The following is a 26,408-nucleotide window of genomic DNA, read 5'->3' as shown; positions in this document are numbered from 1 at the left end:
GTTCGGGTGTAGCCACAACGGAACGTTGATTGCTCGCCTCGCGGTAGTCGGTGTACGAATGTCCGGTGACGACGGGCCACCTTCCAGTGATGACGAGCCGCCACAGTTCGTCCAGTACGGGCTGGACATCGTCGGAAGCGCCGGCGCCGTCATCCTGGTCGGACTCCTGCTCTTTACCGTCAGTGGCGTCTGGCCGCCACTCGTGGCTATCGAGAGCCCGAGCATGGACCCACAGATACAGAAGGGCGACCTCGTGTTCGTCATGGAGGAAGAGCGCTTCGCCGGGGCGAACGATAGATACGGTGTCGTGACCGCGGCAGACGCCAACGGCTACACGAAGTTCCAGCGCCCCGGTGACGTCATCGTATTCCAACCCGATGGAAGCGACAGACGAACACCCATTATTCACCGGGCGATGTTCTACGTCGAGGACGGCGAGAACTGGTACAGCCGGGCAGATCCCGACCATCTCGGCGGGGCCGACAACTGCGAGGAGCTGGCTAACTGCCCGGCAGAGGACGGTGGCGGCTTCATCACCAAAGGCGACAACAACAATCAGTACGACCAGGTCGGAAGCGAGCCCATCAGCGAGCCGGTCGAGCCCGAGTGGGTCATCGGCACCGCCGAGTACCGGGTCCCGCTGCTGGGCGAGATTCGACTGGGCTGGAATCAGGCGGCGTAGCGACTCGACGCGGGGCAGGTGGCGTCAGTTGTCGAAGCGAGCCTGGACGAACGGCTGGACGTCGTCGATATCGCCCAGCCGGGAATCACTGAGCAGGACGGCTTCGGTCTCCTCGGTCGGGACCGACAGGGAGATCTCCTTGGTCCGGCCGTAGCGGCCCTTCGAGACGACGACGGCGTTGACGATGCCCAGCATATCCAGCTCGGAGATGAGGTCGGTCACCCGGCGCTGTGTGAGGACGTCGGCGTCGATCTCCGCACAGAGGTTCTTGTAGATGTTGAACACCTCGCCAGTGTTGATGTTGTGGACGCCGTTCTTCTCGAGCAGGATGATGGCAAAGAGGACGATTTTCGACTGCGTGGGCAGGGTGCGGACCACCTCGACCACGCGGTCGAGCTCTATCTTCTCCTGGGCCTGTCGGACGTGGTCCTCCTCGACGTTGTCTATCTGGTCGCGCTCGGCGAGTTCGCCGGCAGTTCTGAGGAGGTCCAGCGCCCGGCGGGCGTCTCCGTGTTCCTGTGCGGCGAAGGCTGCACACAGCGGGATGACGTCGTCGGTGAGTGCGTTACCCTTGAACGCCACGTCGGCGCGGGCCTGGAGGATGTCCCGCAACTGGTTGGCGTCGTAGGGCGGGAAGACAATCTCCTCCTCGCCGAGGCTGGACTTGACCCGCGGGTCCAGGAAGTCGGTGAACTTCAGGTCGTTCGAGATGCCCATGATGGAAACACGGGAGTTCTCCAGTTCGGAGTTCATCCGCGAGAGATTGTAGAGGGTGTCGTCGCCGGATTTCTCGACTAACTTGTCTATCTCGTCGAGCATGATGACGACGACCCGTTCGTGGTAGTCGACGGCGTCGAAGAAGGAGCTGTAGACGCGGTCGGTCGGCCACCCCGTCATCGGCACCTCCTCGAACTCCTCCTTGTCGGCTTCGAGGTCGTCGATGGCGTCTTCGAGTGCTGCCAGGGAGTCGTAGTCGCTGTCGTCGAGTTCGCTCGTGTCTTCGCGTGCACGGGCCTGGAGGTCTTCCAGTTCCGCGATGCGCTCGTCGATGACGTCGACGTTCTTGTTGATGAACTTGTTCGCGAGCTGGGCCAGCACCCGGTACTGGGTGTCGGTCACCTCGCAGTTGATATACTCGACCTCACAGGGGACCTCGTACTTCTGGGAGGTGGTCTCCAGTTCTTCGCTGACGAACTTCGCGCTCGCGGTCTTGCCCGTCCCGGTCTTCCCGTAGATGAGGATATTCGACGGCGTATCCCCGCGCAGGGCGGTGACGAGGATGGTCGCCATGTTGTTTATCTGTTCCTCGCGATGGGGGAGCTTGTGGGGCGTGTAGGACGGTCGCAACACCTCCTTGTTCTCGAAGATGGGCTCGCCTTCCAGCAGGTCGTCGAACAGCCCTCGGGAGGCCTCGTCGGAGGCCTCACCCGTGCCAGTGTCGAGATTGTCCAGAACGACGTCGTCCAGGTCGGGCGACGGCTGGTCGTCTGTCGAACCAAGTTCCGCCGAGGTGTCGCTGTCCTCGTCCGGGTCGATAGTCGCCTCCGGGTCGTCGTTTGTGTCAGTCATTCTCGGGAGCTGTGACCCCACCGTTTCAGGTGGAGTGTCGCCTGCGAACCGCTAGCTCGGACGTGAAGAGCGTGTTACGGCCACCTTCCGGGCGTTTCCACACGGGCGGGTGCGTCCAGTTGAACCACATGAACCCGTGGCTGATTAGATATTAAATATTTCGGTCCGACGGACCCCGACACTGGACCGGAAGTAGGGGTCACCACCGGCACAATGGCCTGTTTACAGACCTTTTGGCCGCCGGAACCCACCGTTGGATCAGTGCTGGAACCGGTGTGTTTCGGTTCGAACTGAGGGGAAAATCGTGTTGCACGGGAACTTGGGGCGGGTCGGCCCAGTCAGTTCGGAACTGCGGACCGTATTGTCGGTGACAGGAGGGGTGCGAGAACGGCATTCGTGGTGGGTGGGTGTGACACTATACCACGATATCCACTAGACCCCCCCACCCCTTTGTTTCGGGTGGAACGCCCAAGAAGGGTGGGTGGGGGGTCAGCGAGAACGGGGGTTGTGCTCTAGTCTAGGAAAGATTTATATCACATACCACACAACCAAATCCGCACTAGAAAGAAAACAAGCTTCAGCTAGCTAGTACGGTTCTAGACTGTTCCTAGAGCGAGTCTCCGTGATAGAATCCCTAGTTCGGCTCGCGCTCGTCCCGGCTCGTCACCCCCTCGAACACCCGTCGCGCCAGGTCCCCTCCCGGGCCTGTTCCCCGTTCCACCCGAAACGAAGGGGTGGGGGGCATCCCCCCGCTCCCATCAACTCTCGACAGTGCAGTGCTCTTGTCGGTTCCTAGACCGGATTCGTGATTTCGCTCGTGCCCGTGGGGGGACTGTTTCCTGTCCAACCCGGGTTCCCGTCCGACCCCTGTTTTTGTTGACTCGCTCGCCTGCTCGGTACGGTTCCCTTTCGGATTCAGTCCAAATGGGTCACCCCTGACCCGTCTCCAGCTGACTCTAGAATCTTCTCCTGCCTATCCGGACCGAACCATCGTCAAGTTTACACCTCGATTCACCTACTCTCCAATATGGCGACCCGGACGAAGGCACTCTTTACCGGTATCGTAGGAACGGTTGGGGCCGCAGGGATGCTCGCGCTGACAGTGTACCCGTTCGACTACGGGGTCGCCGAGAGCGCCGTCCTCGCGGGAGCCGTCGTCCTCGTGGCGCTGTATCAGACCGTTCTCGACGACGCGTTCGCGTCGTAATTCGTCCGTTCAGAGCGCTCGGTAGCTACGTGTTACGTACCATTTCACCCTCGATTTCGCCTGGAACGCCCGACTTAGCGACGTCGTCGACTTTCGACCACAATCGTGTCAAATCATTTTTGTTTGTCTGACGTAGCCTTAAGTGAATTCCCGCATCTCTTGGTGGTAGAAGCCGCCATACCGGCACGTCCGGGCGGCGGGAGGATAGGATGGGACTGCTCACAAATCTCAAAGACAGCATTTCGAGGGCGGCATCGACGCTGTTCTCGGAAGAAGACCCCAAGCGTATCGGCATCTACGGACCGCCCAACGCGGGCAAGACGACCCTCGCGAACCGCATCGCACGCGACTGGACCGGCGACGCCGTCGGCCCGGAGAGTCACGTGCCTCACGAGACCCGTCGAGCCCGCCGGAAGGAGAACGTCGAAATCGAGCGCGACGGCAAGAAGGTGACCATCGACATCGTCGACACGCCCGGCGTGACGACGAAAGTCGACTACACCGAGTTCCTCGAACACGACATGGAGAAAGACGACGCGGTGCGTCGCTCCCGCGAGGCCACCGAGGGCGTCGCCGAGGCGATGCACTGGCTCCGCGAGGACGTCGACGGCGTCATCTACGTGCTCGACTCCTCGACGGACCCCTTTACCCAGGTCAACACGATGCTCATCGGTATCATCGAGAGCCAGGACCTCCCGGTCCTGATTCTCGCGAACAAGATAGACCTGGAGGACTCGTCGGTCCAGCGCATCCGCAACGCCTACCCACAGCACGAGACCATCCCGCTGTCGGCCCTGGAAGGGGACAACATGGACGAGGTCTACGACAAGATAGCGGAGTACTTCGGGTGATACAATGGCAGAAGTGAAAGACCCAAGCGACGGCGTCCAGATCGACCTCATCAGCGGGGAGCGCATGGACGGGCTCACGTCCATGGAGAAGATTCGGCTCATCCTCGACGGCGTGCGCGATGGCAACATCGTCATCCTCGAAGAGGGCCTCTCGCCTGACGAGGAGTCCCGGCTCATCGAGGTCACCATGACCGAGATAAGCCCCGACGAGTTCAACGGCATCGAGATAGAGACCTACCCCAAGTCCGAGGCCGCGGACGCGAGTCTGCTCGACCGCATCATGGGCAAGGAGTCGACGAAGAAGCTCACGGTCATCGGCCCGGCCAACCAGATAGAGACGCTCCACAAGGACAAGAACCTCATCAGCGCGCTGGTCTCACGGAAATAATGCCACACCAGTGTACGGACTGCGGCCGCGGGTTCGAGGATGGCTCCCAGGAGATGCTGTCGGGCTGCCCGAACTGTGGCGGCAACAAGTTCCAGTTCCGCCCGGAAGGGGCCGACAGTGCGCCGCCGACGGACGCGGAACCACCGGAGCCGCCCGAACCGCCGGGCGGAAACAGCACCGTCGCGAAGACGGTCGGGAAGACGGCGGCAACGGTTCGGGACATCGTCGGGGGCAACGACGAGCCCTCGGTGGGAGCCGACCAGCCCGAGACCGCGGACAGCCAGATCGCTGCCGGGCCGACAGACACCGAAGACGCCGCGCAGGCCAGCGCCCGCGGCGAGGTCGTCTCGCCGGACGAGCTCCCGGACCACACGCCCGAGGGCGACCACCAGTTCGAGCCGGTGGATGCCGACGACGCCGCCTCGGTCGAACCCCCGTCCGAGGAGACACGCGACCGGCCGGACCTCAAGGAACTGCGCGAGGAGCTGAACAACCAGTTCGAGTCGGTCAAGGTCGTCGCGCCGGGCCAGTACGAGCTGAACCTGATGGAACTGTACGACCGCGAGGAGTACATCGTCGCACTGGAGGAAGACGGCCGCTACTCCATCCAGGTGCCCGAGCCGATTCAGGAATAGGCTGTTTTCGCCGCTGGCTACCCACTGTCCTGAACGGGTCGAATCATCGCTATGGCGTTCGGCTCGACTCGAAAAGGGGGCCGCTTTGCTGACCGACGGATTCCGGCGGTGCGGACCGACAGCCTCAGGCGATCTTGTCGTACTGCTCTTCTAACTTCTCGGCGGCCTCGGCCATCAGCTCCTGCTCGTAGTCGTCCAGTTCCCACTCGATTACCTCCTCGACGCCGTTCGACCCGAGCCTGACGGGGACGCCGAAAGCGGTGTCCTCGTGGCTGAACTCGCCCTGTAGCTTCACCGACGCCGGGAACACCGCCCCCGTGTCTCGGAGGATGGCCTCGACCATGTGGGCGACGCCCCGTGCCGGCCCCCACTCGGTCGCACCCTTGCGCTCGATGACGTCCATCGCGGATTCCTGCAGGTCGCCCAGAATCTCCTCGCGCTCGTCGGCCGAAAAGTCCGGGTCGCGGCCGTCGACGCGGACCTTCGAGAACACCGGCACTTGCGCGTCGCCGTGTTCGCCCAGAATCGTGGCCTCGACGTTGGTCGTCGGCGCGTCGAAGCGGTCGGCCAGCACGTACCGGAACCGCGCCGAGTCCAGGCGGCCGCCAAAGCCGATGACCTGCTCCCGAGGGCGGTCACCGGCCTCGTAGAGGTGCCGGTTGAGCAGGTCGACGGGGTTGGAGGTCGTCAGCGAGACGTAGTCGTCGTTGTGCTCGTCCAGCGACGACTGGATGTCCTCCATGATGGGGGCGTTATCGCCCGCGAGGTCGATGCGGGTCTGGCCGGGCTGGCGCGGGATGCCGGCCGTTATGACCACCACGTCGGAGCCGGCGGTGTCGGCGTAGTCGCCCTGTCGAACCCGGGTGTTCGAGTCGTAGGCGATACCGTGGTTCGTGTCCGCGGCCTGCCCGATGGTGTCTGCCTCCTTGTCGGGAATGTCCACGAAGACGAGTTCGTCAGCGATGTCCCGAACGGCGATGCTGTAGCCCGCAGCGGCACCGACGGTTCCGGCCGCACCGACAATGCTTACCTTTGTCATGCCGTGTTGTACTGGTGGCCGAGCGAAGGTAAACACTTCTCCTCTCTCTGCGGTCCCGGGTCGGGTACTCCGTCCCGGCAGTTCCCCACGGGGCGCCAGCGCGTCGCCGGCCCGCAAGCCCTAATCCGCTCGCCCGTCTGTCCACGTACATGAGCGACTTCGACAAGGAAGCCGAGCGCGAGAAACTCCGCGAGAAGTACGGGGAAGAGGAGGAAAAGCGCAAGGCGACCGAGCAGATGAGCGAGCTGCTGTTGAAGGGTGCGACGATGACCAACGCCCACTGTACGGACTGTGGCGACCCTATCTTCCGCTACGACGGCCAGGAGTTCTGCCCCACCTGTCAGAAACCGGTCGCTCGCGACCAGGGTGCGAGCGACGACGGAGCGGACGACCAGACCGACCACATCGAGGTGGCCGACCCCAGTGACGAGGCCACGGTCCAGTTCGGGGACGGCGCCGACGAGCAGTCCGCGAACGAGCGGGGCTCGAACGGCGCTCCGGAGACGGCCGACGCGTCGACAGACGCCGCTGGACAGCCGCCCGCCGCGGGGTCGATGGGCGACACTACCCGGGAGATTCCTTCGGCCGACCCGGACCGGACGCCAGGGGCCTCACGGACAACAGAGGCGGGGGACGGCAGCGAACCGACGGCCCCCGCCCCCGAGGGCCCAACCACTGGCCAGCGCACCGACCGCGGCGCGGTGACGACGGAGCTTTCGGCGGCCGAGGGGCTGCTTGCGGAGACGGTCCATCGGTTCGCCCAGCGGGCCGCCGACACCGACGACCCACGCACCGCTCGCGAACATCTCAAAGCGGCCCGCGAGGCTGCCGAGGCGCTCGACGCCGTCCGTTTCTAGCTGTCGACCGGCGTATTGCCGGTCGATGTCGCGTCCGCGGCTCGGTGACGGTCGAGGAACCCCAGGAGCGACTCGACGACCGGCACGTCCAGCTCCGCTTCGGTCGCAGTCGCGACGACGCGGAGCCCGTCATCCCCGGCGCGACAGAGCGCAACGGCCGGGAGCGAACCCACCGACTGCTGGAGCGACCCGAACGTCTCGAAGGTATCGTCACGCTCCGTCGCTTGCTCGCTGGCCCCGTCGGTTGCCGGGTCCACCAGCATCGGGAACGGCAGGTCGTACTGCTGGTCCCACAGCCTGGCCCGCTCGCGGATGTCGGGCAAGACGGGGACGACCGCCGTGTCCCGCCTGCGGAACGCGTCGTGGCGCTCGGACAGGACCCGGACGAGCTCTCGGGACCGTGAACAGTAGTGACTGCCCAGCAACACCACGAGCAGGGAGTTACTGTCGGCGAGCAGTTCGCAGCACTGTACCGTCTCCCCCCCGCGACCCACGTTCGGGAGTTCGAAATCGAACTGATGACTCTCGCGTTCGTTCACGGTCTGACCCCTCTCGTGCGTCTGGGTCGCACTGTCAAATGAAAGTTCCTATCAGTCGGCGGACAGGGCGGCCGTTCTGTCTAATATATCAGGGTTCGTACGCGCTTCCGACGACCGAGCGGATGCGCTCGGCCGTGACCTCGCCGATACCGTCGACCGCGAGCAGGTCGTCGTGGGTGGCGGTCATCACCGCCTCGACGCTGCCAAAGTGTTCAAGCAGGCTGCGGGCGGTCACCGGCCCGACCTCCGCGACCGAGGCGACGACGTACTCCTGTTGCTCGGCGACCGTCTTGGACTGTTTCTCCCCGTGGACGCTGACCTCGCGGTCGCCGTCGTCCTGTTCGCGGGTCGCGATGGTCTCCAGCAGGTCGGCGGTCTCACCCTCGTCGTCGGTCCGGAGCACGCTCGCACCGAAGTCCACGGCCAGCGAGGCCAGCGCGCCGTTGATGGATTTCGCGTGGACGTTCCGCTCGCCGTAGAGGTCGCCACCCTCGATGACGACCACCGGCCGCGCGTAGTTTCGGGTGGCGTCGCCGACCTGCTCGAACATCGACCGGTCACCGCCGGTCAGCGTATCCAGAAAGTCCGAGACGGTCTTTCGCTCGACGACGACGCGGTCCGAGAGGACGTAATCGCCGACGGCCAGCGTCTCCAGGCGCGTCTCGATGCCCTCCCGCGTCGAGAGGTCCCGCGCGATAGTCGAGTCCAGTTCGCGCTGGTCCGCGACGATTTCGACCGACTCCGCGTCGCTTTCGGGTTTCGCGACCACGCCGTCGTCACTGTCGTCGCTTTCGTCGTCCTTGCCGTCGCTATCGGCGTCCTCGCCCGCCTCGGTCGCGCCGCTCGTGTCGTCTGTGGCTTCCCGCTGGTCGTCTACAGTCGCCATGTCCTGTCCGGCGAAGGCGTCCAGCCCGGCCTGGCCACCGTCGGCGTTGGCCTGGCTCTCGGCTTCGCCGCTCGCGTTTTCCGAGGCCTCCCCCCGGTCGGCCTCGCCGGTACCACCGTTGGCGGCTGCCTCGCCCGCGCCAGCGCTCGTCCCGCCGTCGGTTTCGGAGGCGGCCTGCTGTTTGGCCCCACTGTCTTCGTAGTCGTCCAGCCCGGTCTGGTCCAGTTCGGCCGAGAGCTCGCCGGCCACACTCTTGAGCTCGTTCAGTTCGTTCTGCATCCGCTTCTGGTCGTTGCGCGCCTTCCAGAAGTACGCCTCGTCGCGGGTGTCGGTCGCCAGCAGGACGACGACCCGCCCCTCGGCCTGGCGGCCGGTCCGGCCCTTGCGCTGGATGGCCCGAATCGCGGTCGGCACCGGCTCGTAGAAGAGCACGAGGTCGACCTCCGGTACGTCCAGCCCTTCCTCGGCGACCGACGTCGAAACCAGCACCTCGAACTCGCCGCTGCGGAACCGTTCCAGGGTCTCCTGCTGTTCGGTCTGGGTCATCCCCTCGCTGCCGTCGGTGTCTGACTGCCCGACGAACTTCTGGGTCGTGAAGTGGTTCGAGAGGAAATCGACCAGCGTCTCGGCCGTATCCCGGGACTCGGTGAAGACGATGACCCGCTCCCCGTTCTCGATGCCGAGCGTCTCGGCCAGCAGCATTCTGGTCTGGCGGAACTTGGGGTGGAGGTCGTCGTAGCTCTCGGCTTTCCGTATCGCTTCCCGAATCTTGGGCTCGCTGACGAGGCGCTGGTCGGCTTTCGATGCCCCTGACGAGCGGGCGGCCTCCTTCAGCCGCTCGAAGTACCGCCGCAGGGACTCGACGCTCTGGGTCTCGACGTAGGTGACGGCGGTCCGCAGTTTGCGTATCTCGGCGAGCAGACTCATCCCCTGGTACCCCTCGCTCTGGTCGTTGTTCATCAGCTTGCGGAGCTCGGCCTGCATTCCCTGGATGTCTCGTTCCGAGAGGTCCGGCGAGGACTTGTTCGTCACGCCCAGTTCCTTGAGTTGCTCCAGCCGGTCCGCGACGACCTCGTTGATGGCGTCACGAATCTCGACGACGACCTCCGGGAGGTCGATGCGCTTCCAGTCGACGTCCGTGTCGTGGGTGTACTCGGCGACGTCGGCGTCGTCCTCGGTCATGACGGCGACCTCCGAGAGCCCGAGGTTCTCACACACCTGCAGGATGGCCTCCTCGTCGTCGCCCGGCGAGGCGCTCATCGCGGTGACGAGCGGGTCGGCGGCGTCGGCGTGGTAGCGGTCCGCGATATAGTTGTAGGCGTAGTCGCCGGTCGCGCGGTGGCACTCGTCGAAGGTGCAGTGCGTTACCCGGGCCAGGTCGATGCGGTTGCCCACGAGGTCGTTCTCGACGACCTGCGGGGTCGCGATGACCACGGTCGCGTCCTCGAACAGGGCGGCGCGGTCGTCGGGGCGAACCTCGCCGGTGAAGACGACGATTTCGTCGTCGGGAATCGTCAGGGCCTCGCGGTAGAACTCGGCGTGCTGTTGTACCAGCGGTTTGGTCGGCGCGAGCAGGAGCGATTTCCCGCCCACCTCGTGCAGCCGTCGGGCCGTCACCAGCAGGGAAACGGTCGTCTTGCCCAGCCCCGTCGGGAGACAGACCAGCGCGTGGTCCCCGCTCGCAGTGTCGGCGAGTTCGACCTGATACCGGCGGTTCTCCAGGAAGCCGTCGGTGACGAGCGGGTGCTCGAGGAACTCCCCGTCGGCGGTGGTCGCCATTGGCGTGGCGTTGGCTCCCGCTGGGGTTAAGGGTTCAGGTACCAGGGTGAAACTGAAACGGTCCGCCCGAAACACACAGACGGCAACCATTCATCTGCTGCAAAGAGTTTTGTCCACATACAGTCAATGACACACCATGGTTGGGCTCACTCCCGTCGAGATAGCCCTCGTCGCGTTCTTTTCACTTTCTGGGCTCGCCCTCGCCGGGCTGGCGCTGTATCTCCGCGCTTCGCAGCTTCCCAACCGCGGCATCCGCTCGTTTATCTCCCTGCTGGTGCTGATGGCGGTGTGGTCGTTCAGCGCCGTCGCGAAGCTGACCATGCCTCCCGTCGTCGAGCGGTTTCTGGTCACGCTCGAACTGCCGATGGGCGTCGCCTTCGCCTTTCTCTTCCTGGTGTTTGCCTCCCAGTACACCGGCCGGCACTGGCACCGCCAGCGGCCCTTCACCGCCTACATCGTCGTCTCGATGCTGGCGCTTGCCGTCGGGCTGTTGACGAACCCGATTCACGGGCTGTTCTGGGACCGAATCGCACTCTCGACGGCCGTCTTCCCCCACTACGTCCACGAGGGGGTCGGGCCGCTGTATTTCCTCTACGTGGGGCTGGCCTACTGTCACTTCGCGGCGGGCGTGTACGCGCTGGTGAACCTCCATCTCCGGAGCCGCTACAACACGACGCCGATGATGCTGGTCACGTTCGGGGCCTCGCTGCCGCTGCTGGTCAACCTGGTCTCGGTGTTCGACCGGGCCCCGATACCGGGACTGGACTACACCCCCGTCGGACTGGCTATCTTCGGCCTCGCGACCACCGTCTCGATGCAACTGGACCTGTTCGACATCATCCCCGTGGCCCGTGACACGGCGGTCGAACAGAGCAGCGAGGGGATGATAATCCTCGACTCGAAGCGCCGGGTCCGGGATTACAACCCGACGGCCGCGTCACTGCTCCCTGCCCTATCGACCCACCGCGGCGACCAGATCGACACGGTCGTCGACGACACGACCGACCTCTTCGATACGACCACGCCGACGAGAATCGCGGTCGCGGACGGCGAGGAGGCTACGTACCTCTCCGTGCAGCTCTCGCCGATAACCGACGGCCCCCATCACCTGGGCTGGACGGTCGTCCTCTCCGACGTCACCGAGCAACAGCGCCGGGAACGACACCTCCAGCTGGTCTCTCGCGTCCTCCGACACAACATGGCCAACCGCATCAACATCATCATGGGCCACGTCGAGCTGCTGGGTGACGCCGCCGATGAGACCGAGCGCACCCATCTCGACGCCATCGACGCCAGTGCGACCGACATCATCGAGACGAGCGGGAAGCTCCGGACGATTCAGGAAATCGTCACCGGCGGCCGACCCGCCCGCCCGACCGATGTCACCCGAACCGTCGAGGCCGTCGGGACCCGGTACGCAGACCGCTACCCCGACGCAGCGGTGACGGCCGACTGCCCAGACGGCGTGTTCGCCCGGTGTCCCACGGGGTTTCAGGCGGCGCTCGACAATCTTGTCGAGAACGCTATCCAGCACAACCCCGATTCCGCGCCCTCGGTCACCGTCACCGTCACCGAGGACGGCCCGCTGGTCCACGTCGCCGTCGCCGACGACGGTCCCGGCATCCCGGAGACCGAACGTCGCATCCTGGAAGACGGGGAGACGCCGCTCCAGCACAGTGCCGGCGTGGGGCTCTGGCTGGTCTACTGCTTCGTCGAGCAGGCGGGCCACGAGCTGACATTCGAACCCTCGGCCGCGGGCGGGAGCGAGGTCCGATTCGCCCTCGACCGCGCCTCCTCCCCCTTCGAGACTGACCCCAACGCTTCGGGGCGATACTGACGGTCTCCCGATGCGTACCGTGACACGATGCAAGCACATAGTGAGTACCAAACTGGCCGAGACTGGGAACAACTTCGAGCACTCGTTCGATGGGCTCAGCAGTTCCGGGTGGTCCAGGGCGCCGTCGCGGCGGCCAAGACCGCCTTCGCGATGGCGCTGCTGGGTGTGGCGTCGCCGATGCCCGCGGTCATCGTCGGCCTGATATCGTTCGCCGTCTACACCGCCAACGACCTCGCGGACCTCGAAGAGGACGCCATCAACACCCCCGACCACTCGTCGTTCGTCGCCGACCACCCGGCCGTCGTCGCTGGCCTCGCCGTCGGGACGTTCGCGCTCGGCGCCGCCATCGCGTGGTGGGGCGGTGGCCCGATCACGCTGGCTGTCGCCTGTGTCCCGCTCGGGGCCTCGCTGTTGTACAGCCTCCCCGTCACGCTCGGGGGCCGACGGCTCAAGGACGTCTTCGGCGCCAACACCGTGCTCGTCGCCCTCGCGTGGGCCTTGACCGTCACCGGCGTCCCCCTGGCGTTTGGGGGCCTGTCAGTCGGCCCGGTCGCGATAGCGGTCTGTCTGTTCTTCTACCTGCGCTCGTTCATCTCGGTCGAGGTCTTCAACGTCCGTGACGTCACTGGCGACGCCGCCACCGGCGTCGACACTATCCCGGTGGTGCTGGGCGTTCCCCGAACCCGGCAACTCCTGGCGCTGTTCGAGGGCTGCTCGCTGGCGTTGCTCGTCACCCTCATGACCGTTCCGACGGTGGCACTGGCCGCGCTCGGAGCCTTGCCCGTGCTGGGCTACTCGCTGGGTCTGACGTGGTTCCTCGGCGAGACCGGCCGGATGGACGCGTTCTGTCTGGCCAAGGACGCCGAGTATCTCCTGCTCGGGCTGGTCGCACTGGCGCTGATCTAGAGCGTGGGGACGGCCACGAGGCCGACCCACATCGCGACGGCCCCGAATACCGGAATCGAGAGGTTGTCGTCGACGACGTAGCCGGCGATAGTGGGCTTGACGCCGTCGGCGAAGGTGGCCGCGACCCCGCCCAGCACCGCCGCCGCCGTCGAGACGAACGGCGCCGCCAGTAGCGTACAGACCCCGAACATCACGAGCAACACCCACAGTTGTTTGACGCTGCTGGCCTCCGTCGACCCGAGGAGCCCGCTGATGGGGTCCCCGATGGCTAACATTAGCATCGCCGGGACGGCGACCGCGACGGGGAGCCCGACGGCGACAGCCCAGGCGACCACGGCCATCCCGACGATGTAGAGGGCATAGCCCGCCGGGTTGTCCTGTTCGTACTCGCGGGTGAGCCGTTCGTAGATGGCCCAGTCGAGCCCGACCGACAGCCGCAGGAACTCGAGGGCGACGACGACGACCAGGGCGACCGAAAGAAACAGCTGCACGACCCGCCAGCTCACGAGGTCGCCACCGAGCAGGTAGCCCAGCGGCACCGCTGCGCCCGTCGCGTGGACGAGCCGTCTGGCGACCTCGTCGGTCATCTTACAGGTCGTCGAACGCCACGTCGCCGTCGACCAGTTTCTGGACGGTCTCGGCCAGGCCGTCGATGGGGACTCGCTTCTGTGCCGTGGAGTCCCGTTCCCTGAGTGTGACGGTGTCGGCCTGCAGGTCGTCGGGGTCGGCGTCACCCTCCGGTTCACCTATCGATTCGTAGTCCACCGTCACGCAGTACGGCGTCCCGATTTCGTCCTGGCGACGATACCGCCGGCCGATGGCGCCCGAGTCGTCGTAGGTGACCGAGTGGCCCGCCTGTCGGAGCGCCTCGGCCAGTTCCCGGGCGTACTCGCCCATGCCGTCCCGGTCCATCAGCGGGAAGACGCCGACCGTCGTCGGGGCCTGCTCGGGGGGCAGTTCGAGATAGGTCCGGGCCTCGCCATCGACCTCGTCCTCCGTATAGGCGTGGGCCAGCACGGTGTAGATGAGCCGACCGACGCCGAAGGAGGGCTCGACGACGTGGGGCGTGATATGCTCGCCGTTCTCTGTTATCTCCTCGACGCTGAAGCCGGTCTGCTCGACTGGAACCGTGACCGTCTCGCCGTCGAGTTCGACGGTGACTTCCTCATCGTCGAAGGCATCTGGGTCGTCGGCCGCGAGTCCCTCCAGCGCGTCGGCGACCGCCTGTGCGTCGCCGCCGAACTCCGGCCCGAGGTAGCTCATCTCGGGGTCGACGGTGGGCCGTTCGACCGTGATGGGCTCGTCGTACTGCTTGAACACGGTGTAGTCCTGGCCCGAGTGGTCGGCGTGTTTCTGCAGGTCGTAGTCGCCCCGATAGGCGAAGCCGGTGATCTCTATCCAGTCGCCGTCGATTTCGGCCTCGGCGTCCCAGCAGTCCGACGCGTAGTGGGCCAGTTCGCCCGGGAGGTGCTGCCGGAAGCGAAAGCGGTCCATGTCGATGCCGATGCGCTCGTACCAGCCACGGGCGATGCCCAGGTAGTAGGCCACCCAGTCGCTGGTGATGACGCCCGAATCGACGGCCTCACGCACCGTCAGGTGCTCGACGCCGCCGTCGTCGGCCTGCTGACTCTCGCCGGAGTACAGCGGCAGGGTCACGTCCTCGACCGTCTCAAGCGGCGGTTCGTCCTCCTCGGGGTCGACGAAGTGTTCGAGTTCGGCCTGCGTGAACTCGCGTACGCGCACGAGCGACTTGCGCGGCGATATCTCGTTGCGGTAGGCCTTGCCTATCTGTGCGACGCCAAAGGGGAGCTGGTTGCGGGCGTACTCGGCGAGCTGGGGGAACTCGACGAAGATGCCCTGGGCGGTCTCGGGGCGCAGGTAGCCCGGCGAGGAGGTGCCCGGACCGATGTTCGTCTCGAACATCAGGTTGAAGTTATCGACCGGCTCGCCGGCCAGGGAGGCCTGACAGGAGGGACACGGGATGTCGTGCTCGGCGATGATATCCATGACCTCCTCGTTGGGCAGGGACTCGGCCTCCTCGATGTCGGTGTTGTCCTCGACGATGTGGTCGGCCCGGTGGGTGGCGCCACACTCGCCGCATTCGAGTATCATGTCGTCGAAGCCGTCGAGATGGCCCGACGCCTCGAAGACGGGCTCGGGCATCACGTCCGGCGCGGATATCTCCTGGTGGCCGGCCTGGACGACGAAGCGGTCCCGCCAGGCGTCCTCGATATTGTCTTTCAGCGCGGCGCCCTGCGGGCCGTAGGTCCAGAAGCCGGCGGCGCCGCCGTAGGCGCCCGCGGCGGGAAAGTAGAACCCTCGTCGCTTGGCCAGCTCGGTCAGGCGTTCGCCCTCGTTCATAGCCCCTCCAGCAGGTCGACGTCCCGCACGATACCCGTGAGCTCGTCGCCCGAGACGAGCGGTATCTGCTCGATGTCGTGCTCTATCATCAGCTGGGCGGCCTCCGTGGCGGTGCGGCGCTTGTTGACGGTGACGACGTCACTCGTCATGAACTCGCTGACGGACTCGGCGGGGATTTCGACGTTGCGCGTGGGCATGTAGCGACCGCCCACGGCCTTGATACCCTCCCAGGCCCAGTCGTCGTCCTGGTTGGCGATGGAGTCGCCGGTGTCGTCCTCGCCCTCCACGACGCGGGCGACGTCGATGATGTCGACGACGGTGAGCATCCCGGTCATCTCGCCTTCGTCGTCGAGTACGACGCCGTAGGGCACTTCGGCGTAGGACAGTTCCCGCTCGGCGACGGTCAGGGGCGACCCGGCATAGAGGCAGTTGATGTCGCTTCGGGCCAGGCCGCCGACCTCGCTGTCGCCGTCGGTGTCGCCGTTGGCGATGGCGTGGACGATATCCGTTATCGTGATGATTCCTTCCAGTCGCCCGTCGACGACCGGGACGCGGCGTTCTCCCTCGGAGAGCATCAGTTCGGCCGCCGCCTCGATGGTGGCGTCGGCGGTGATGGTCGGGACCTCCTCGACCAGCAAGGCGAGCTGGTCCTCGTCGGGCTGGTCGATGAGTGCGTCTCGGGAGATGAGCCCGCGGAACTGTTCGCCGTCGTCGGTCTCCTTGATGACGGGGACCGAGGAGAACTTCCGCTCCTGGAGATACTCCAGCACGTCGTCACGGGTGCCCGGAATTTCCACCGTGACGACCTCCGAGCGCGGCGTCATAGCGTCTGCGACGTTCATACTGGCCAAAGCTCCGCCCCGCACCTACTAAGTAGTTAACATCGGGGCCGTGCCGTCGCCGAACTCGCCCGCGCGGTGACACGCCCGGTGCTGGCTGGTCGGACCTTCCAACGCTGGCTGGTCGGACCTTCCAACGCTGGCTGGTGGGGCGTCACGTCCAGACGAAACCCATCGCTGTCTGGCCTCGCCCCGCTGTTCTTGACGCCAGACCGACCTGTCAACTCGAAAGAGTGAAACGCTGGAGGGGGGCTAGATACCACCGATAAGAACGTGATTCGCTAGTATAGGCCCCAGAAAACGGCTATTTCGGCCGAATCAGGTATTCGTTTCAGCCATTGATTTTCACCGGATATAGCTCAGGATTGTGATACTAACACCACGTTATCCACGGATTCCGCAGTTTTTATATACGGGTGTTACATATTCTCATGCATGGAGCCGGATACGGTTGCCCCAGCGAAGGTTGCTGCCGAATCGGAGGTCATGGCTTCCGTCGAGGAAGGGCCGACTGACACGTTCATCATCGCGGACGTTTCGACCGACGACGCCTATATGACACTCCCGCTCGTAGACGCCGCCTCGCTCCCCGAGTGGCGATAGCACGCCCGTTTTCTCTCCGTTCCACCGCCACCAGTGGCAACACCGCGCGCAGAAAACAAGCGTTATGCCGTCCCAGTAAGTTCGGTCCGGTATGAAGGTACTCGTTACAGACCCCATCGCAGACGCCGGACTCGACCGGTTACGCGAGGCGGGCCACGAGGTTGTCACAGCCTACGACGTCGAGGGCGACGCGCTGCTCGACGCAGTCTCGGACGCCAACGCGCTCATCGTCCGCTCGGGAACCGAGGTCACCGACGAAGTGTTCGGGGCCGCCCCCGACCTCATCATCGTCGGTCGCGCCGGTATCGGCGTCGACAACATCGACATCGACGCCGCCACCGAACACGGCGTCATCGTCGCGAACGCCCCGGACGGGAACGTCCGCGCCGCCGCCGAACACAGCGTCGCGATGGCTTTCGCCACCGCTCGTTCTATCCCGCAGGCCCACGACCGCCTCAAGGGCGGGGAGTGGGCCAAAGGCGAGTTCCTCGGCACCGAGGTCAACAACAAGACGCTCGGCGTCGTCGGCTTTGGCCGCGTCGGCCAGCAGGTCGCCAAGCGCCTGGGCAATCTGGGGATGGACATCGTCACCTTTGACCCCTACATCAGCGAGGAGCGGGCAAAGCAGTTCGGCGCCGAACTCGTCGACGACCTCGAGGACTGTCTCGAGGCGTCGGACTTCGTCACCATCCACACGCCCCTGACCCCCGAGACCGAGAACATGATCGGCGAAGAAGAACTCGCGCTGCTGGAGGGCGGCTACGTCGTCAACTGCGCCCGCGGCGGCATCATCGACGAGCCCGCGCTCGCCGAGGCCGTCGAGGACGGCATCCTCAACGGCGCTGCGCTGGACGTTTTCGGCGAGGAACCCCTGGCCGAGGACTCCCCGCTGCTCGGCGTCGACGACATCATCGTCACGCCCCACCTCGGGGCCTCGACCGAGGCCGCACAGGAGAACGTCGCGACCTCCACGGCCGACCAGATTATCGCCGCGGCCAACGGCCAGCCCGTCGCCAACGCCCTGAACGCTCCGTCGCTCGACCGTGCCACCTTCGAGGCCGTCGAGCCGTACCTCGAACTCGCCAGCACGGCGGGTCGCATCGCCGTCCAGCTGTTCGACGGCCACATGAGTTCGGTCGAGGTGACCTACGCCGGCGACATCGCCGACGAGGACGTCGAGTACGTCACCGCCAGCGCCCTGGAGGGCGTCTTCGCGCCCTCGGACATCCAGGTCAACGCCGTCAACGCCCCCCAGATCGCCGAGGAACGGGGCATCGACGTGACCGAGTCCAAGACCTCCTCCGCCGAGGACTACCAGAGCCTCATCACCGTCACCGTCTCCGACGGGGAGAGCGACGTCTCCGTCTGTGGCACGCAGTTCGGCGGCGAGGAGTCCCGCATCGTCCGCATCGACGGCCACCGCATCGAGGCCGTCCCCCACGGCCACATGCTCGTCGTCCGGAACAAGGACGAGCCGGGCACCATCGGCTTCATCGGCACCGCGCTCGGTGAGGCGAACATCAACATCGCCGGGATGTTCAACGGCCGCGAGACCATCGGCGGGGAAGCGCTCTCTATCTACAACTTAGACGAGAAGCCCGACCGCTCGCTCATCGACCGCCTGAACGACGACAGCCGCATCATCGAGACGACCTACGTCGCGCTCGGCGACGGGTAGGCTCAGAACTTCTACTCACCGCTCGGCCAGCAGCCGCTCGTAGCGGTCGACGACGGCCTGCCGGCGCTCCCGTTCGGCTTCGAGTTGCTGTTCCAGCGCAGCGACCTGACACTCCAGGACGGCCACCCGGAGCGCCTGGACGGTGGTCGAAATCGGCCGCTCCTCGCGCGAGTCGGGGACGGTCGGTGACTGGGGTGATGCCACTCTCTCAGGGTGGGTTGTCATACCATGACTGATTAGATTCGAGTGACAAAAGCACCCATCGGACGGCCGGCAGACGCCCGTCTTGCGGTCGTCAGCGGCCTGTATTGGCAGGCCCGAGCTACATGAAGTCGGCGATGCCGGACTGCTTGTTGTGGTCGTTCTGGAACACCGACTCGATTTTCGTCTCCAGAATCTGGAGCCGCTGTTTGGTGTAGTCCCGGGCCCCGAACTCGTCGGCGACCCGTATCGCGGTGTCGATGTACTTGTTGACCGAGCCCTGGTGCACCGTGAGGTTCACCCGGCCGCCACACTCCCGGCAGTCCCCGGTCAGGGGCATCCGCCGGTACTTCTCGCCGCAGTCCAGACAGCGGACCTCCTGACGGGAGAAGGCCCGCAGGTTGCCGATGAGGTCGGGCAGGAAGTGGTACTCGATGATGCGTTCGGCCACGTCGCTCTCGACGACCGCGCGCAGTTTCCGCGAGAGGTGCAACTGGGCGTCCATCTTCTCCTCCATCGACCCCAGCGTCTTGTACGCCGAGAGGTCCGGCCCCGCGGCGATATCCGTGGTGTCGTGGGTGTGCCGGAACTCGGTGTACTCGCGGTCGGTCCCGAGGTTCTCCTCGGCGATGGTCATGATGTCCTCGACTTCCTCGGGGGCGGTGAGTTCCCGCGTCGCCTCGTAGAACTCGCGGGGGTACCGCTCCATGATGTCCATGTTGTGGGCCTCGTCGTCGATTTCGGAGGGGTCGATGCGAGAGGACATGACGAGGGGGGCGTCCATCCGACCGCCGCGTTTGTCAGGAAGGTATGATTTACTGAAATTCAACAATCCGTCCATTAGAAGCATCACACAATCTTCATCACCGTCGCAATTCCGGCGTTTCGCGGCGTGAAAGTACGGATGCGCATATCCAACTGCAGCACTCGTAAATCCGACAACTCGCCCAACTGTCGCCGCACTGGTGTGTGGGGCCATCCCGAAGACGAGCTCGCCGACCAGGTCGTCGCGGTCGTCGAACTCGTAGTACCGGTCGAGCCCGTAGTACTGCGCCAGCAGGTCGTCGACGAAGTCGGCGGTCTGGAGCATGTGTTCGGCCGCGCCGTTCGAGAGCACGATGTCCTGGACCTTGAGTTCGAACAGCTGGTCCGGATGCGTCAGCGGGTCGCCGTGGATGTCGGTCTCGTAGCCCAGCGCGCGCAGCCGGTCGGGGTCGACGTCGAGTTCCGCCGGTCTGAGCGCCGTGACGGGCAGGTCGGTCATGTCGTAGCGCACCGTCCCGTCCTTGAACGCCGAGACGTCGTGTTTCGCCCGGAGGATGCCCTTCTCCATGGGCTCGGGGAGTTTGGCCTCGCTGGTGAGTCCCTTGACGGCTTTCAGGGTGTCGAAGGCCGTCTCGCGCTCTTCGGCGCTCTGGAGTGCGTCGCGGTATATCTCCTGTATATCGAGTTCCGTGTACTGGGTCGGGGAGGCGAGCGTCTCGCATCGCTCGCACTCGGCGCGGCCGGACTCGTCGGGCTCGACCTCCATCTCACAGTCCGGACAGACGTAGATAGTCTCGGCCAGCGAATCGCAGTCCGGACAGCGGGCCTCGTGGCCCTCGGTGCCACAGTCGGGACAGCGCCGTCTCGCCACCTCGACCTCGACGCGGCCCGGCGTCTCCGTCATCGAGTCCGAGTGCTTGGTCGCGGCGGCGACGTCCCGCTGTGCGCCGCCGGCCTCGCCGATGGGAAAGAGCGTGTGGACGGCCGGCGAGAGGTCACGACTCTCGGACTTTTCGGGGCGTCCCATCCGATTGCCGATGCGCGTGGGGGCACGCTCGCGGACCTCGAAGGGGGATATCTCGTTGACCGCCTCGATGGCGTTCCGGCCCGCCTCGTCGCCGAGTTCGTCGTCGACGTAGCCGATGGCGTCGGCCGCCTCCTGCTCGCCGTAGGTCTTGGCGTGCTCGGAGATGTCCTCGAGAGTCCAGTCCCGTTCCAGGGACCGCGAGAAGCCAAGCGTCCGGACCAGCGGGAGCCAGTCCGAGACGACCAGCCGGTCGCTCTCCTGGGTGTGTTCGACGAGCAGGCGTTCGAGTGCCTCCCGGACGAGGTCGGTGTTCTCGAGGACGAGGTCGCCGTCGGCGGCCGTCGTCGTGTCCTCCATGACCGCACCGTCAGTCGCTGTGATGTCGGCCGTCTCGACGGCGTCGGCCAGGGCCCCGAACTGCTCGATGGTCACGTCGTGCCAGAGGTAGGTGTACTTCGGGTGCAGCGGTGCGTCGTAGTCGCTGGCCCAGGAAAGCGCCTCGGCGGCGCTGGGGTCTGTCAGGTCTGTGCCGGGGTCGTCCCGCATCGCCTGGACGTCCGCACCGGCGGCCTCGAAGTCCTGCTCCCACCACTCGACGGTGTAGGAGGCCGGGGCGAGCGGGTGGTTGTTCTCGACGAACTCGCCGTAGTTGACGAGGTACTCGCCCAGGTCCAGAATCTTCTCGACGCCGTTGCCGACCTCGCGGGCCTCCGTGACGTCGTCGATACGGCGGACGTCGCCGTTCGCGAGCCGTACTGTGGGCCCCTCGATGCTGTCGACGGGGACGACGCCGGCGGCCTTGCCGGGCCGCTCGGTCTTTATCTGCGTGCCCGTCGCGAGGAAGTCGTCGACCAGATGCATCGTCGCCGGGTGAACCCCCGCCGTCGCGAACCCGTGGTTCCGTGCGCGGCCGTAGCGCAGCCGGAAGCCGCCGGATTTCGAGGGATGGGAGAACACCGGGCGGCCGGCGATGAGGTCCCGGAGGTACTTCTTGGCCGGTTCGACCCGGGGCGGACCGGCACGTTCCTCGCCGTCGTCGCTCTCTTCGCCTTCGCTCGCGGCGTCGCCGCTCGCGTCGTCGGAGTCCGCCCCCTCGCCCTCGCTCCCCTCGTCCTCTCCTATCGTCCCGTCGATGAGGTCCTGGAGCCACGGCCAGTCGACTTCGTCCAGATTCCGCGTGTAGCGCTGAATCTTCGGGGCTTTCAGCGCGATACCCTCGGCGAGGACGAGACACATCCCGCCGCGGGCGGAGTTCGAGTCCACCCGTTCGAGGTCCCGATAGCCCGAGACCTCCTCGTCACCGGTGGCCTCGCCGTCCAGCATGATTGGCATGTGCTCCGCGATGAACTTCGTCTCCTTCTCCTTGGGCGAGTACTGGAGGCCGGTGTCCTTGTCGTAGAGGTCGATCTCCTCGGCGTAGCGGCCGATTTCTTCCTCGCGGGCCTGGTACTGCTCGATGCCCAGCAGCGCACGGGCGTAGTCGGCCACGAGCACAGAGAGAGCCTGTGCGGTCCCACCCGCCGAGCGGATGGGCCCGGCGTAGTAGACGTTGATGAACTCGGTGCCGTCGTCGTTCTCCAGCAGTTCGACGCGGTCGATACCCTCGATGGGGGCCGCGACGACGCCCTCCGTCAGCAGGGCGACCGCGGTCCGGACTGCGCCCTCGACTTTCCCCTCGCGGGTGTCGTAGTCCCCGACGGTGCCCTCGACGAAGTCGTCGACGAGTTCGAGGGCGGCCTCCTCGCGGGACATCTCGCCTTCGAGTTCGCGAACGCGCTCGGCAACGCCGTCGATGCCGAGGATGTTCTCGACGCGGTCGGCCATGTCGCGGGCGGTCGGTATCTCCACTTCGGGCTTGGGGTCGCCACCGCGCTCGCGGGCGCGTTCGGCGACATCCATGGCCGTATCGAGCTCGCTTTCAAGCCGTTCGAAGTAGCGCTCGTCGGCCTCCCGCATCTATAGCTCCCAGAGGTCGAGGTCGGTCGGTTCGTCGTGTGCCCGCTCCAGCTCCGTCTCGAACGCCTTGACGTACAGCTCCCCGGCCCAGACGGTCGCGCTGTCGAGATGCCCCGCGATAGCCTCGCCGTCGGGACGGGAGAGCACTGCGTGCGTATGCGCAAATCGGTCTCCCTCCAGCCACGAGATATTCCCCACGCAGGCGGCGACTTCCAGGGGCTCGGCAAACACCATCGAGTCGTACTCCTGTCTATCCTGGTCGTAGAACCACAGTTCGGCGTCCTCGACCGCGCCCAGCCCGTAGAAAAAGCCCGCGTCTATCCCCTCGTCGGCGGCCAGCGATTCGATTTCGGCGCGCCAGTCTGCGCCGTGGTCCAGTCGGCAGACGAACTCCTGTGCTGTCTCGACGGACCGATAATCCATACACGAGTGGCAGGGTGGGCGACGGCAAAAGAGTTGCTACGTGTCGCCCGGCCTGTCGTCGTGACCGCCACCGGTGCCGTCTAACTGAGAGCACAGCTATCGACCGCTACCCGCTCCTGACCATCTATCATTATAAACTAATTTTATGTGTTCGTGAGCATACACACGAAACAATGGGGGAACAGAAACGATGGGACGTACGGGTAGAGGGGGACACCGTCGTCGTCGAACTCCGGCGGCGGCTGGTGCTCGATGACCGGGCAAGCGAGCGGCTCTACAGCGCTATCGAGACCGCTGTCACCGGTGACATCGACCGTGTGTTGACCGTTGTCGACGTCGAGCACCCGCTGAGTGACACGCTGCACGATGCAGTGGTCCGGGGTGCTCGGACGGCCGCTGCCGAGGGCGTGACAGACTGGCACGTCACCGGCGAACACGAGCACAAGGCCGCCGCGGTGGCGCGCGAGCTTCCCAGCGTGGAGACGGCGGTGTTCGCCGACGTGCGGGAGGCCCGGGCACAGCCTGCGTGAGGACTCCGCTCTAGGCCGGCAGCGAGACGCGACTCACCGGCTGGCCCCGTTCGGCGTCGAAGAAGACCAGTTCCTCGACGGTCCACGTGACGGGGTCGATATCCCGCTCGACCAGCCGCCGGGCCGCCGCTGGGTCGCCGCCCCGAGCAATCGTCACGTGGGGGACGTAGTCGTCGAGGCCTTCCATCCCCTCGACGGGGTCGAACTCGTCACAGAACCGCCCGTGGAGCGCCCGTAGCGCCGGACTCTCGACGGCCAGGTAGACGACTGGCGAGGGGCCGGTTTCGGCCGTCTCGAAGCAGTCGACGCCGGTGACACGCACCTCGAAGGGGGCGGTCCCGCGGACGGCGTCGCGAGCGCGGGCCTCGAGCCGGGCGTAGGCCGCGTGGTCGCCGTCGCCGAGGCGCTTGACGACGAGGGTATGCTCCCCGCGCGGTCGGGCCCGCGCCCGGGGGAGCTCCCGGGCCAGCTGGCCCGCGAGCCGGGTGACAGACGACGGGAGCGAGACGTTCAGGCTGTACACACCGGAGCGAGTCGCGGCGAAGCTAAAAAGAGCCCGCTCAGTTCCTGGAGACGCCGTGGGTCTCCCGACCCTCGCCGAGCCGGCGGCTCCGCTCAGAGCCGGCCGGTCAGATAGAGGACGATGAGGATAATCAGCACGACTCCGAGCAGGGGCTGGAGCGGGCCGAGCAGCCACGCGAACAGCCCGAGCACCTCGCCGACGACCTCCAGCGCTATCCAGACCACGATCAGGACCAGCAGTATCTTCAACAGCGTGTCGACGTCGAGTTTGCCACGTGCCATTGCCGGCAGTTTCCGTGGAACGGGCAAACCCCTTGTGGCCCGCCCGTGGCAACAAGTCCTATAGTTGGTGGCAGGTAAACGGGGCACAATGCGACGAGTGAGCGCGGTCGTGGCGGTCCTGTTGCTGGCGGTACTGGCGCCGACGGCGGCCGGCGCCGCCTTCTCCCAGCAGTCCGTCGACGCCGACGTGGTCGTGATGACCGCCGACGTGACGGCGAGTGGTGACGCCGCCTGGACTATCGACTACCGCGTTCGCCTGTCCGACGACAACGAGACCCAGGCCTTCGAGGAGTTGCAGGCCGACATCCGGGCGAACGAGTCGGTCTACACCGGCCGGTTCCGCGACCGGATGAACCGGACCGCCCGGGCCGGCGAGAACGCCACCGGTCGGGAGATGGCCATCGACAATGTCTCGGTCGAGACCTCCCAGGAGAGCGTCGGCCAGTCCTACGGCGTCGTCACCTACGAGTTCCGGTGGACGAACTTCGCGGCGGTCAACGACACCCACATCCGGGCCGGTGACGCCGTCGCCGGGCTGTATCTCGACCGCAATACGTCACTGACGATGCAGTGGCCCTCCGAGTACCGGTCCGAAAGCGTCCGGCCGTCGCCGGACGAAGAGGGCGCCCGCTCGGTCACCTGGCACGGGCGCCAGTCCTTCGGCGAGGACGAGCCCCAGGTCGTCGTCACCAACGAGTCCCAGCCGTTCGGGGACGACGTGGGCCAGCTATCGTCGCTGGTGGGCCTGCTCGGCCTCGGTCTGGCGTTGCTGGTTCTCGCCGTCGCCGGCTACGGCGTCTACCGGTACGTCCGGGCCGACGAGCCCGACGGGGCTGACGACGCCGTGGCGGCCGCCGATACGGAGGGCGGCGACGACAGCGCGGCTTCGGATACCGACACGCCGCCCGCGGAGCTACTGAGCAACGAGGAGCAGGTGCTCAAACTCCTCCGCGAGAACGGCGGCCGAATCAAGCAACAGCGGGTCGCGAGCGACCTCGACTGGACGGCCGCCAAGACCAGCCAGGTCATCGGCGGGCTCCGTGAAGAAGGCGACGTGGAGACGTTCCGAATCGGGCGGGAGAACGTGGTCACCCTTCCGGACACGGACCTGACCGACGGAGCGGACGGTGGGTCAGAAGACGAATAAAAAGCTACCGCCGTTTCATCGACACTCACAGCTGAACCCGTCGCATTCGTGCGGTTTAATCCGGCTTAATCGGCGTCAAAGCGGGGTGAACGTCGACTGTTTATATACTGGTAGGGGGACAAGTAGTGGTTGTATGAGACGACCCACTTCCGCTGTGCTGGCGCTCCTGCTCGTGGTGAGCACCGTGGCCGCCGTGCCGATGGTCATGGCACAGCAGACCGAAACGGAGACCAATCAGACCAGCGAGAACGACACCGCCGCCCCGGGCGCCCAGCTCGCCGCCGTCGTCGCCGTCGGTGACGCGGAACTCGACGGTGAAGTCGACTCACGCGCCTACGACATCCGCGTCGACCGGGCGAACAGCTCGGCCGCGAAGGCCGCCGTCGTGGCCGACCAGCTCAACCGGACGAGCGAGCGCCTCGGCGAGCTCGAACAGCGGCGCCAGCAGCTCGAACAGGCCCGCGACAACGGCTCGATGAGCGAGGGCGAGTACCGGTCCCGCGTCGCCGCGCTCCACGCCGAGAGCAAGAACGCCCAGCGACTCGTCAACCAGACCAACGAGACGGCGAGTGAACTCCCCGCCGAGACGCTCGAGGAAAACGGCGTCAACGTCGACGCCATCCGAGCGCTCTCGGACCGCGCGGCGAACCTGACCGGTCCGGAGACGGCCGAAATTGCCCGTTCCATCGCTGGTGACAAGGCGGGCAAGAACATCGGTGCCGGCGAGGCCGCGGACCGCGGCGCGGGTGACCGGACCGAAGCGGGTGACGGGAACCGGACCAGCGGTGGCGACCGAGGCGACACTGACGGCTCGACGGCCGGCGACACCGACCGCTCGGGCACTCAGGACGGTACCGAGTCGGCCAATGAGACTACAAGCCCCGGCTCCCAACCCTAGG

Annotated in this window: 25 protein-coding genes; 13 read left to right on the top strand and 12 right to left on the bottom strand. The window is 65.8% G+C overall.

Annotation, left to right across the window (positions count from 1 at the left end):
• Positions 1–58: 58 nt before the first annotated feature.
• A complete protein-coding gene (locus tag EGD98_RS10350) occupies positions 59–682 on the top strand; it encodes a S24/S26 family peptidase (RefSeq protein ID WP_220588300.1) in 624 nt (207 codons plus the stop codon).
• Positions 683–706: 24 nt separating this feature from the next.
• Here EGD98_RS10350 and EGD98_RS10345 read toward each other — a convergent pair whose 3' ends face one another.
• The gene (locus EGD98_RS10345; RefSeq protein WP_220588299.1) at positions 707–2,251 is read right to left on the bottom strand and encodes a Cdc6/Cdc18 family protein; all 1,545 of its coding nucleotides are present in this window, start codon (positions 2,249–2,251) and stop codon (positions 707–709) included.
• Positions 2,252–3,278: 1,027 nt separating this feature from the next.
• Between EGD98_RS10345 and EGD98_RS10340 the strand changes: the two genes are divergently transcribed.
• The 4 genes from EGD98_RS10340 (at position 3,279) to EGD98_RS10325 (ending at position 5,332) form a co-directional block, all read left to right on the top strand.
• The gene (locus EGD98_RS10340; RefSeq protein WP_220588298.1) at positions 3,279–3,458 is read left to right on the top strand and encodes a hypothetical protein; all 180 of its coding nucleotides are present in this window, start codon (positions 3,279–3,281) and stop codon (positions 3,456–3,458) included.
• 209 nt (positions 3,459–3,667) lie between these two features.
• Positions 3,668–4,309, top strand: a complete 642-nt coding sequence (locus EGD98_RS10335) for an Era-like GTP-binding protein (protein ID WP_135303491.1) — start codon at positions 3,668–3,670, stop codon at positions 4,307–4,309.
• Between the two features lie 4 nt (positions 4,310–4,313).
• Complete coding sequence (locus EGD98_RS10330) at positions 4,314–4,697, top strand: DUF2073 domain-containing protein (RefSeq protein ID WP_220588297.1); 384 nt, start codon at positions 4,314–4,316, stop codon at positions 4,695–4,697.
• Positions 4,697–5,332 carry an OapC/ArvC family zinc-ribbon domain-containing protein gene (locus tag EGD98_RS10325; protein ID WP_220588296.1) on the top strand — a complete coding sequence of 212 codons (636 nt, stop codon included), beginning with the start codon at positions 4,697–4,699 and terminating at the stop codon, positions 5,330–5,332. Before EGD98_RS10330 ends, EGD98_RS10325 begins: the two co-directional genes overlap by 1 nt.
• A gap of 124 nt (positions 5,333–5,456) precedes the next feature.
• On the opposite strand, the gene mdh is transcribed toward EGD98_RS10325, so the two are convergent.
• Positions 5,457–6,371: a malate dehydrogenase gene (gene mdh, locus EGD98_RS10320; RefSeq protein WP_220588295.1), complete on the bottom strand. Its 915-nt coding sequence runs from the start codon at positions 6,369–6,371 to the stop codon at positions 5,457–5,459.
• A gap of 149 nt (positions 6,372–6,520) precedes the next feature.
• On the opposite strand from mdh, the gene EGD98_RS10315 reads away from it, so the two are divergent.
• The gene (locus tag EGD98_RS10315; protein ID WP_220588294.1) at positions 6,521–7,228 is read left to right on the top strand and encodes an Sjogren's syndrome/scleroderma autoantigen 1 family protein; all 708 of its coding nucleotides are present in this window, start codon (positions 6,521–6,523) and stop codon (positions 7,226–7,228) included.
• On the opposite strand, the gene EGD98_RS10310 is transcribed toward EGD98_RS10315, so the two are convergent.
• Entirely contained in the window at positions 7,225–7,767 is a 543-nt protein-coding gene (locus EGD98_RS10310) for a redoxin domain-containing protein (RefSeq protein WP_220588293.1), read from the bottom strand. The two genes, EGD98_RS10315 and EGD98_RS10310, sit on opposite strands and share 4 nt — an antisense overlap.
• Positions 7,768–7,855: 88 nt before the next feature.
• A complete protein-coding gene (locus tag EGD98_RS10305; protein WP_220588292.1) occupies positions 7,856–10,432 on the bottom strand; it encodes a DEAD/DEAH box helicase in 2,577 nt (858 codons plus the stop codon).
• A gap of 136 nt (positions 10,433–10,568) precedes the next feature.
• On the opposite strand from EGD98_RS10305, the gene EGD98_RS10300 reads away from it, so the two are divergent.
• Together EGD98_RS10300 and EGD98_RS10295 are read left to right on the top strand one after the other, a co-directional pair.
• Positions 10,569–12,269 (top strand): histidine kinase N-terminal 7TM domain-containing protein, encoded by a 1,701-nt coding sequence (locus EGD98_RS10300; protein WP_220588291.1) that lies wholly within the window; start codon positions 10,569–10,571, stop codon positions 12,267–12,269.
• A gap of 27 nt (positions 12,270–12,296) precedes the next feature.
• The gene (locus EGD98_RS10295; RefSeq protein WP_220588290.1) at positions 12,297–13,175 is read left to right on the top strand and encodes a UbiA family prenyltransferase; all 879 of its coding nucleotides are present in this window, start codon (positions 12,297–12,299) and stop codon (positions 13,173–13,175) included.
• On the opposite strand, the gene EGD98_RS10290 is transcribed toward EGD98_RS10295, so the two are convergent.
• From EGD98_RS10290 to EGD98_RS10280, 3 genes are read right to left on the bottom strand one after another with little or no spacing between them, the layout of a single operon-like run.
• Positions 13,172–13,762: a dolichol kinase gene (locus tag EGD98_RS10290; RefSeq protein ID WP_220588289.1), complete on the bottom strand. Its 591-nt coding sequence runs from the start codon at positions 13,760–13,762 to the stop codon at positions 13,172–13,174. The genes EGD98_RS10295 and EGD98_RS10290 overlap by 4 nt on opposite strands.
• A 1-nt stretch (position 13,763) precedes the next feature.
• Positions 13,764–15,536, bottom strand: coding sequence for a glycine--tRNA ligase (glyS, locus tag EGD98_RS10285; protein WP_220588288.1), 1,773 nt, complete (start codon positions 15,534–15,536; stop codon positions 13,764–13,766).
• Positions 15,533–16,378, bottom strand: a complete 846-nt coding sequence (locus tag EGD98_RS10280; protein ID WP_220588287.1) for a CBS domain-containing protein — start codon at positions 16,376–16,378, stop codon at positions 15,533–15,535. The genes glyS and EGD98_RS10280 overlap by 4 nt, the downstream gene beginning before the upstream one ends.
• 432 nt (positions 16,379–16,810) lie before the next feature.
• On the opposite strand from EGD98_RS10280, the gene EGD98_RS10275 reads away from it, so the two are divergent.
• Both EGD98_RS10275 and serA read left to right on the top strand, forming a co-directional pair.
• Positions 16,811–16,978 carry a DUF7556 family protein gene (locus EGD98_RS10275; RefSeq protein WP_220588286.1) on the top strand — a complete coding sequence of 56 codons (168 nt, stop codon included), beginning with the start codon at positions 16,811–16,813 and terminating at the stop codon, positions 16,976–16,978.
• 91 nt (positions 16,979–17,069) lie between these two features.
• Complete coding sequence (serA, locus tag EGD98_RS10270) at positions 17,070–18,656, top strand: phosphoglycerate dehydrogenase (RefSeq protein WP_220588285.1); 1,587 nt, start codon at positions 17,070–17,072, stop codon at positions 18,654–18,656.
• Between the two features lie 15 nt (positions 18,657–18,671).
• Here the strand turns inward: serA and EGD98_RS10265 are convergent, their stop codons facing one another.
• The 3 genes from EGD98_RS10265 to EGD98_RS10255 all read right to left on the bottom strand — a co-directional run bounded on the left by EGD98_RS10265 (position 18,672) and on the right by EGD98_RS10255 (position 23,028).
• Positions 18,672–18,881: a hypothetical protein gene (locus EGD98_RS10265; RefSeq protein WP_220588284.1), complete on the bottom strand. Its 210-nt coding sequence runs from the start codon at positions 18,879–18,881 to the stop codon at positions 18,672–18,674.
• Positions 18,882–18,978: 97 nt separating this feature from the next.
• Positions 18,979–22,605: a DNA polymerase II large subunit gene (locus tag EGD98_RS10260; RefSeq protein ID WP_220588283.1), complete on the bottom strand. Its 3,627-nt coding sequence runs from the start codon at positions 22,603–22,605 to the stop codon at positions 18,979–18,981.
• The gene (locus tag EGD98_RS10255) at positions 22,606–23,028 is read right to left on the bottom strand and encodes a PPC domain-containing DNA-binding protein (RefSeq protein ID WP_220588282.1); all 423 of its coding nucleotides are present in this window, start codon (positions 23,026–23,028) and stop codon (positions 22,606–22,608) included.
• 173 nt (positions 23,029–23,201) lie between these two features.
• Between EGD98_RS10255 and EGD98_RS10250 the strand changes: the two genes are divergently transcribed.
• Positions 23,202–23,558 (top strand): hypothetical protein, encoded by a 357-nt coding sequence (locus EGD98_RS10250; RefSeq protein WP_220588281.1) that lies wholly within the window; start codon positions 23,202–23,204, stop codon positions 23,556–23,558.
• 10 nt (positions 23,559–23,568) lie between these two features.
• On the opposite strand, the gene EGD98_RS10245 is transcribed toward EGD98_RS10250, so the two are convergent.
• Both EGD98_RS10245 and EGD98_RS10240 read right to left on the bottom strand, forming a co-directional pair.
• Positions 23,569–24,081, bottom strand: coding sequence for a 2'-5' RNA ligase family protein (locus EGD98_RS10245; protein WP_220588280.1), 513 nt, complete (start codon positions 24,079–24,081; stop codon positions 23,569–23,571).
• A 92-nt stretch (positions 24,082–24,173) separates the two neighbouring features.
• Positions 24,174–24,362, bottom strand: coding sequence for a DUF7554 family protein (locus EGD98_RS10240; protein WP_220588279.1), 189 nt, complete (start codon positions 24,360–24,362; stop codon positions 24,174–24,176).
• Positions 24,363–24,450: 88 nt separating this feature from the next.
• Between EGD98_RS10240 and EGD98_RS10235 the strand changes: the two genes are divergently transcribed.
• Positions 24,451–25,509, top strand: coding sequence for a helix-turn-helix transcriptional regulator (locus EGD98_RS10235; protein ID WP_220588278.1), 1,059 nt, complete (start codon positions 24,451–24,453; stop codon positions 25,507–25,509).
• A 133-nt stretch (positions 25,510–25,642) separates the two neighbouring features.
• The gene (locus EGD98_RS10230) at positions 25,643–26,407 is read left to right on the top strand and encodes a DUF7096 domain-containing protein (RefSeq protein WP_236039457.1); all 765 of its coding nucleotides are present in this window, start codon (positions 25,643–25,645) and stop codon (positions 26,405–26,407) included.
• Position 26,408: the final 1 nt, after the last annotated feature.

Origin of the sequence: Haloarcula salinisoli (genome assembly GCF_019599405.1) — an archaeon.
Taxonomy (GTDB): Archaea; Halobacteriota; Halobacteria; order Halobacteriales; family Haloarculaceae; genus Haloarcula; species Haloarcula salinisoli.
This window is presented reverse-complemented; position numbering and strand designations above follow the sequence as displayed.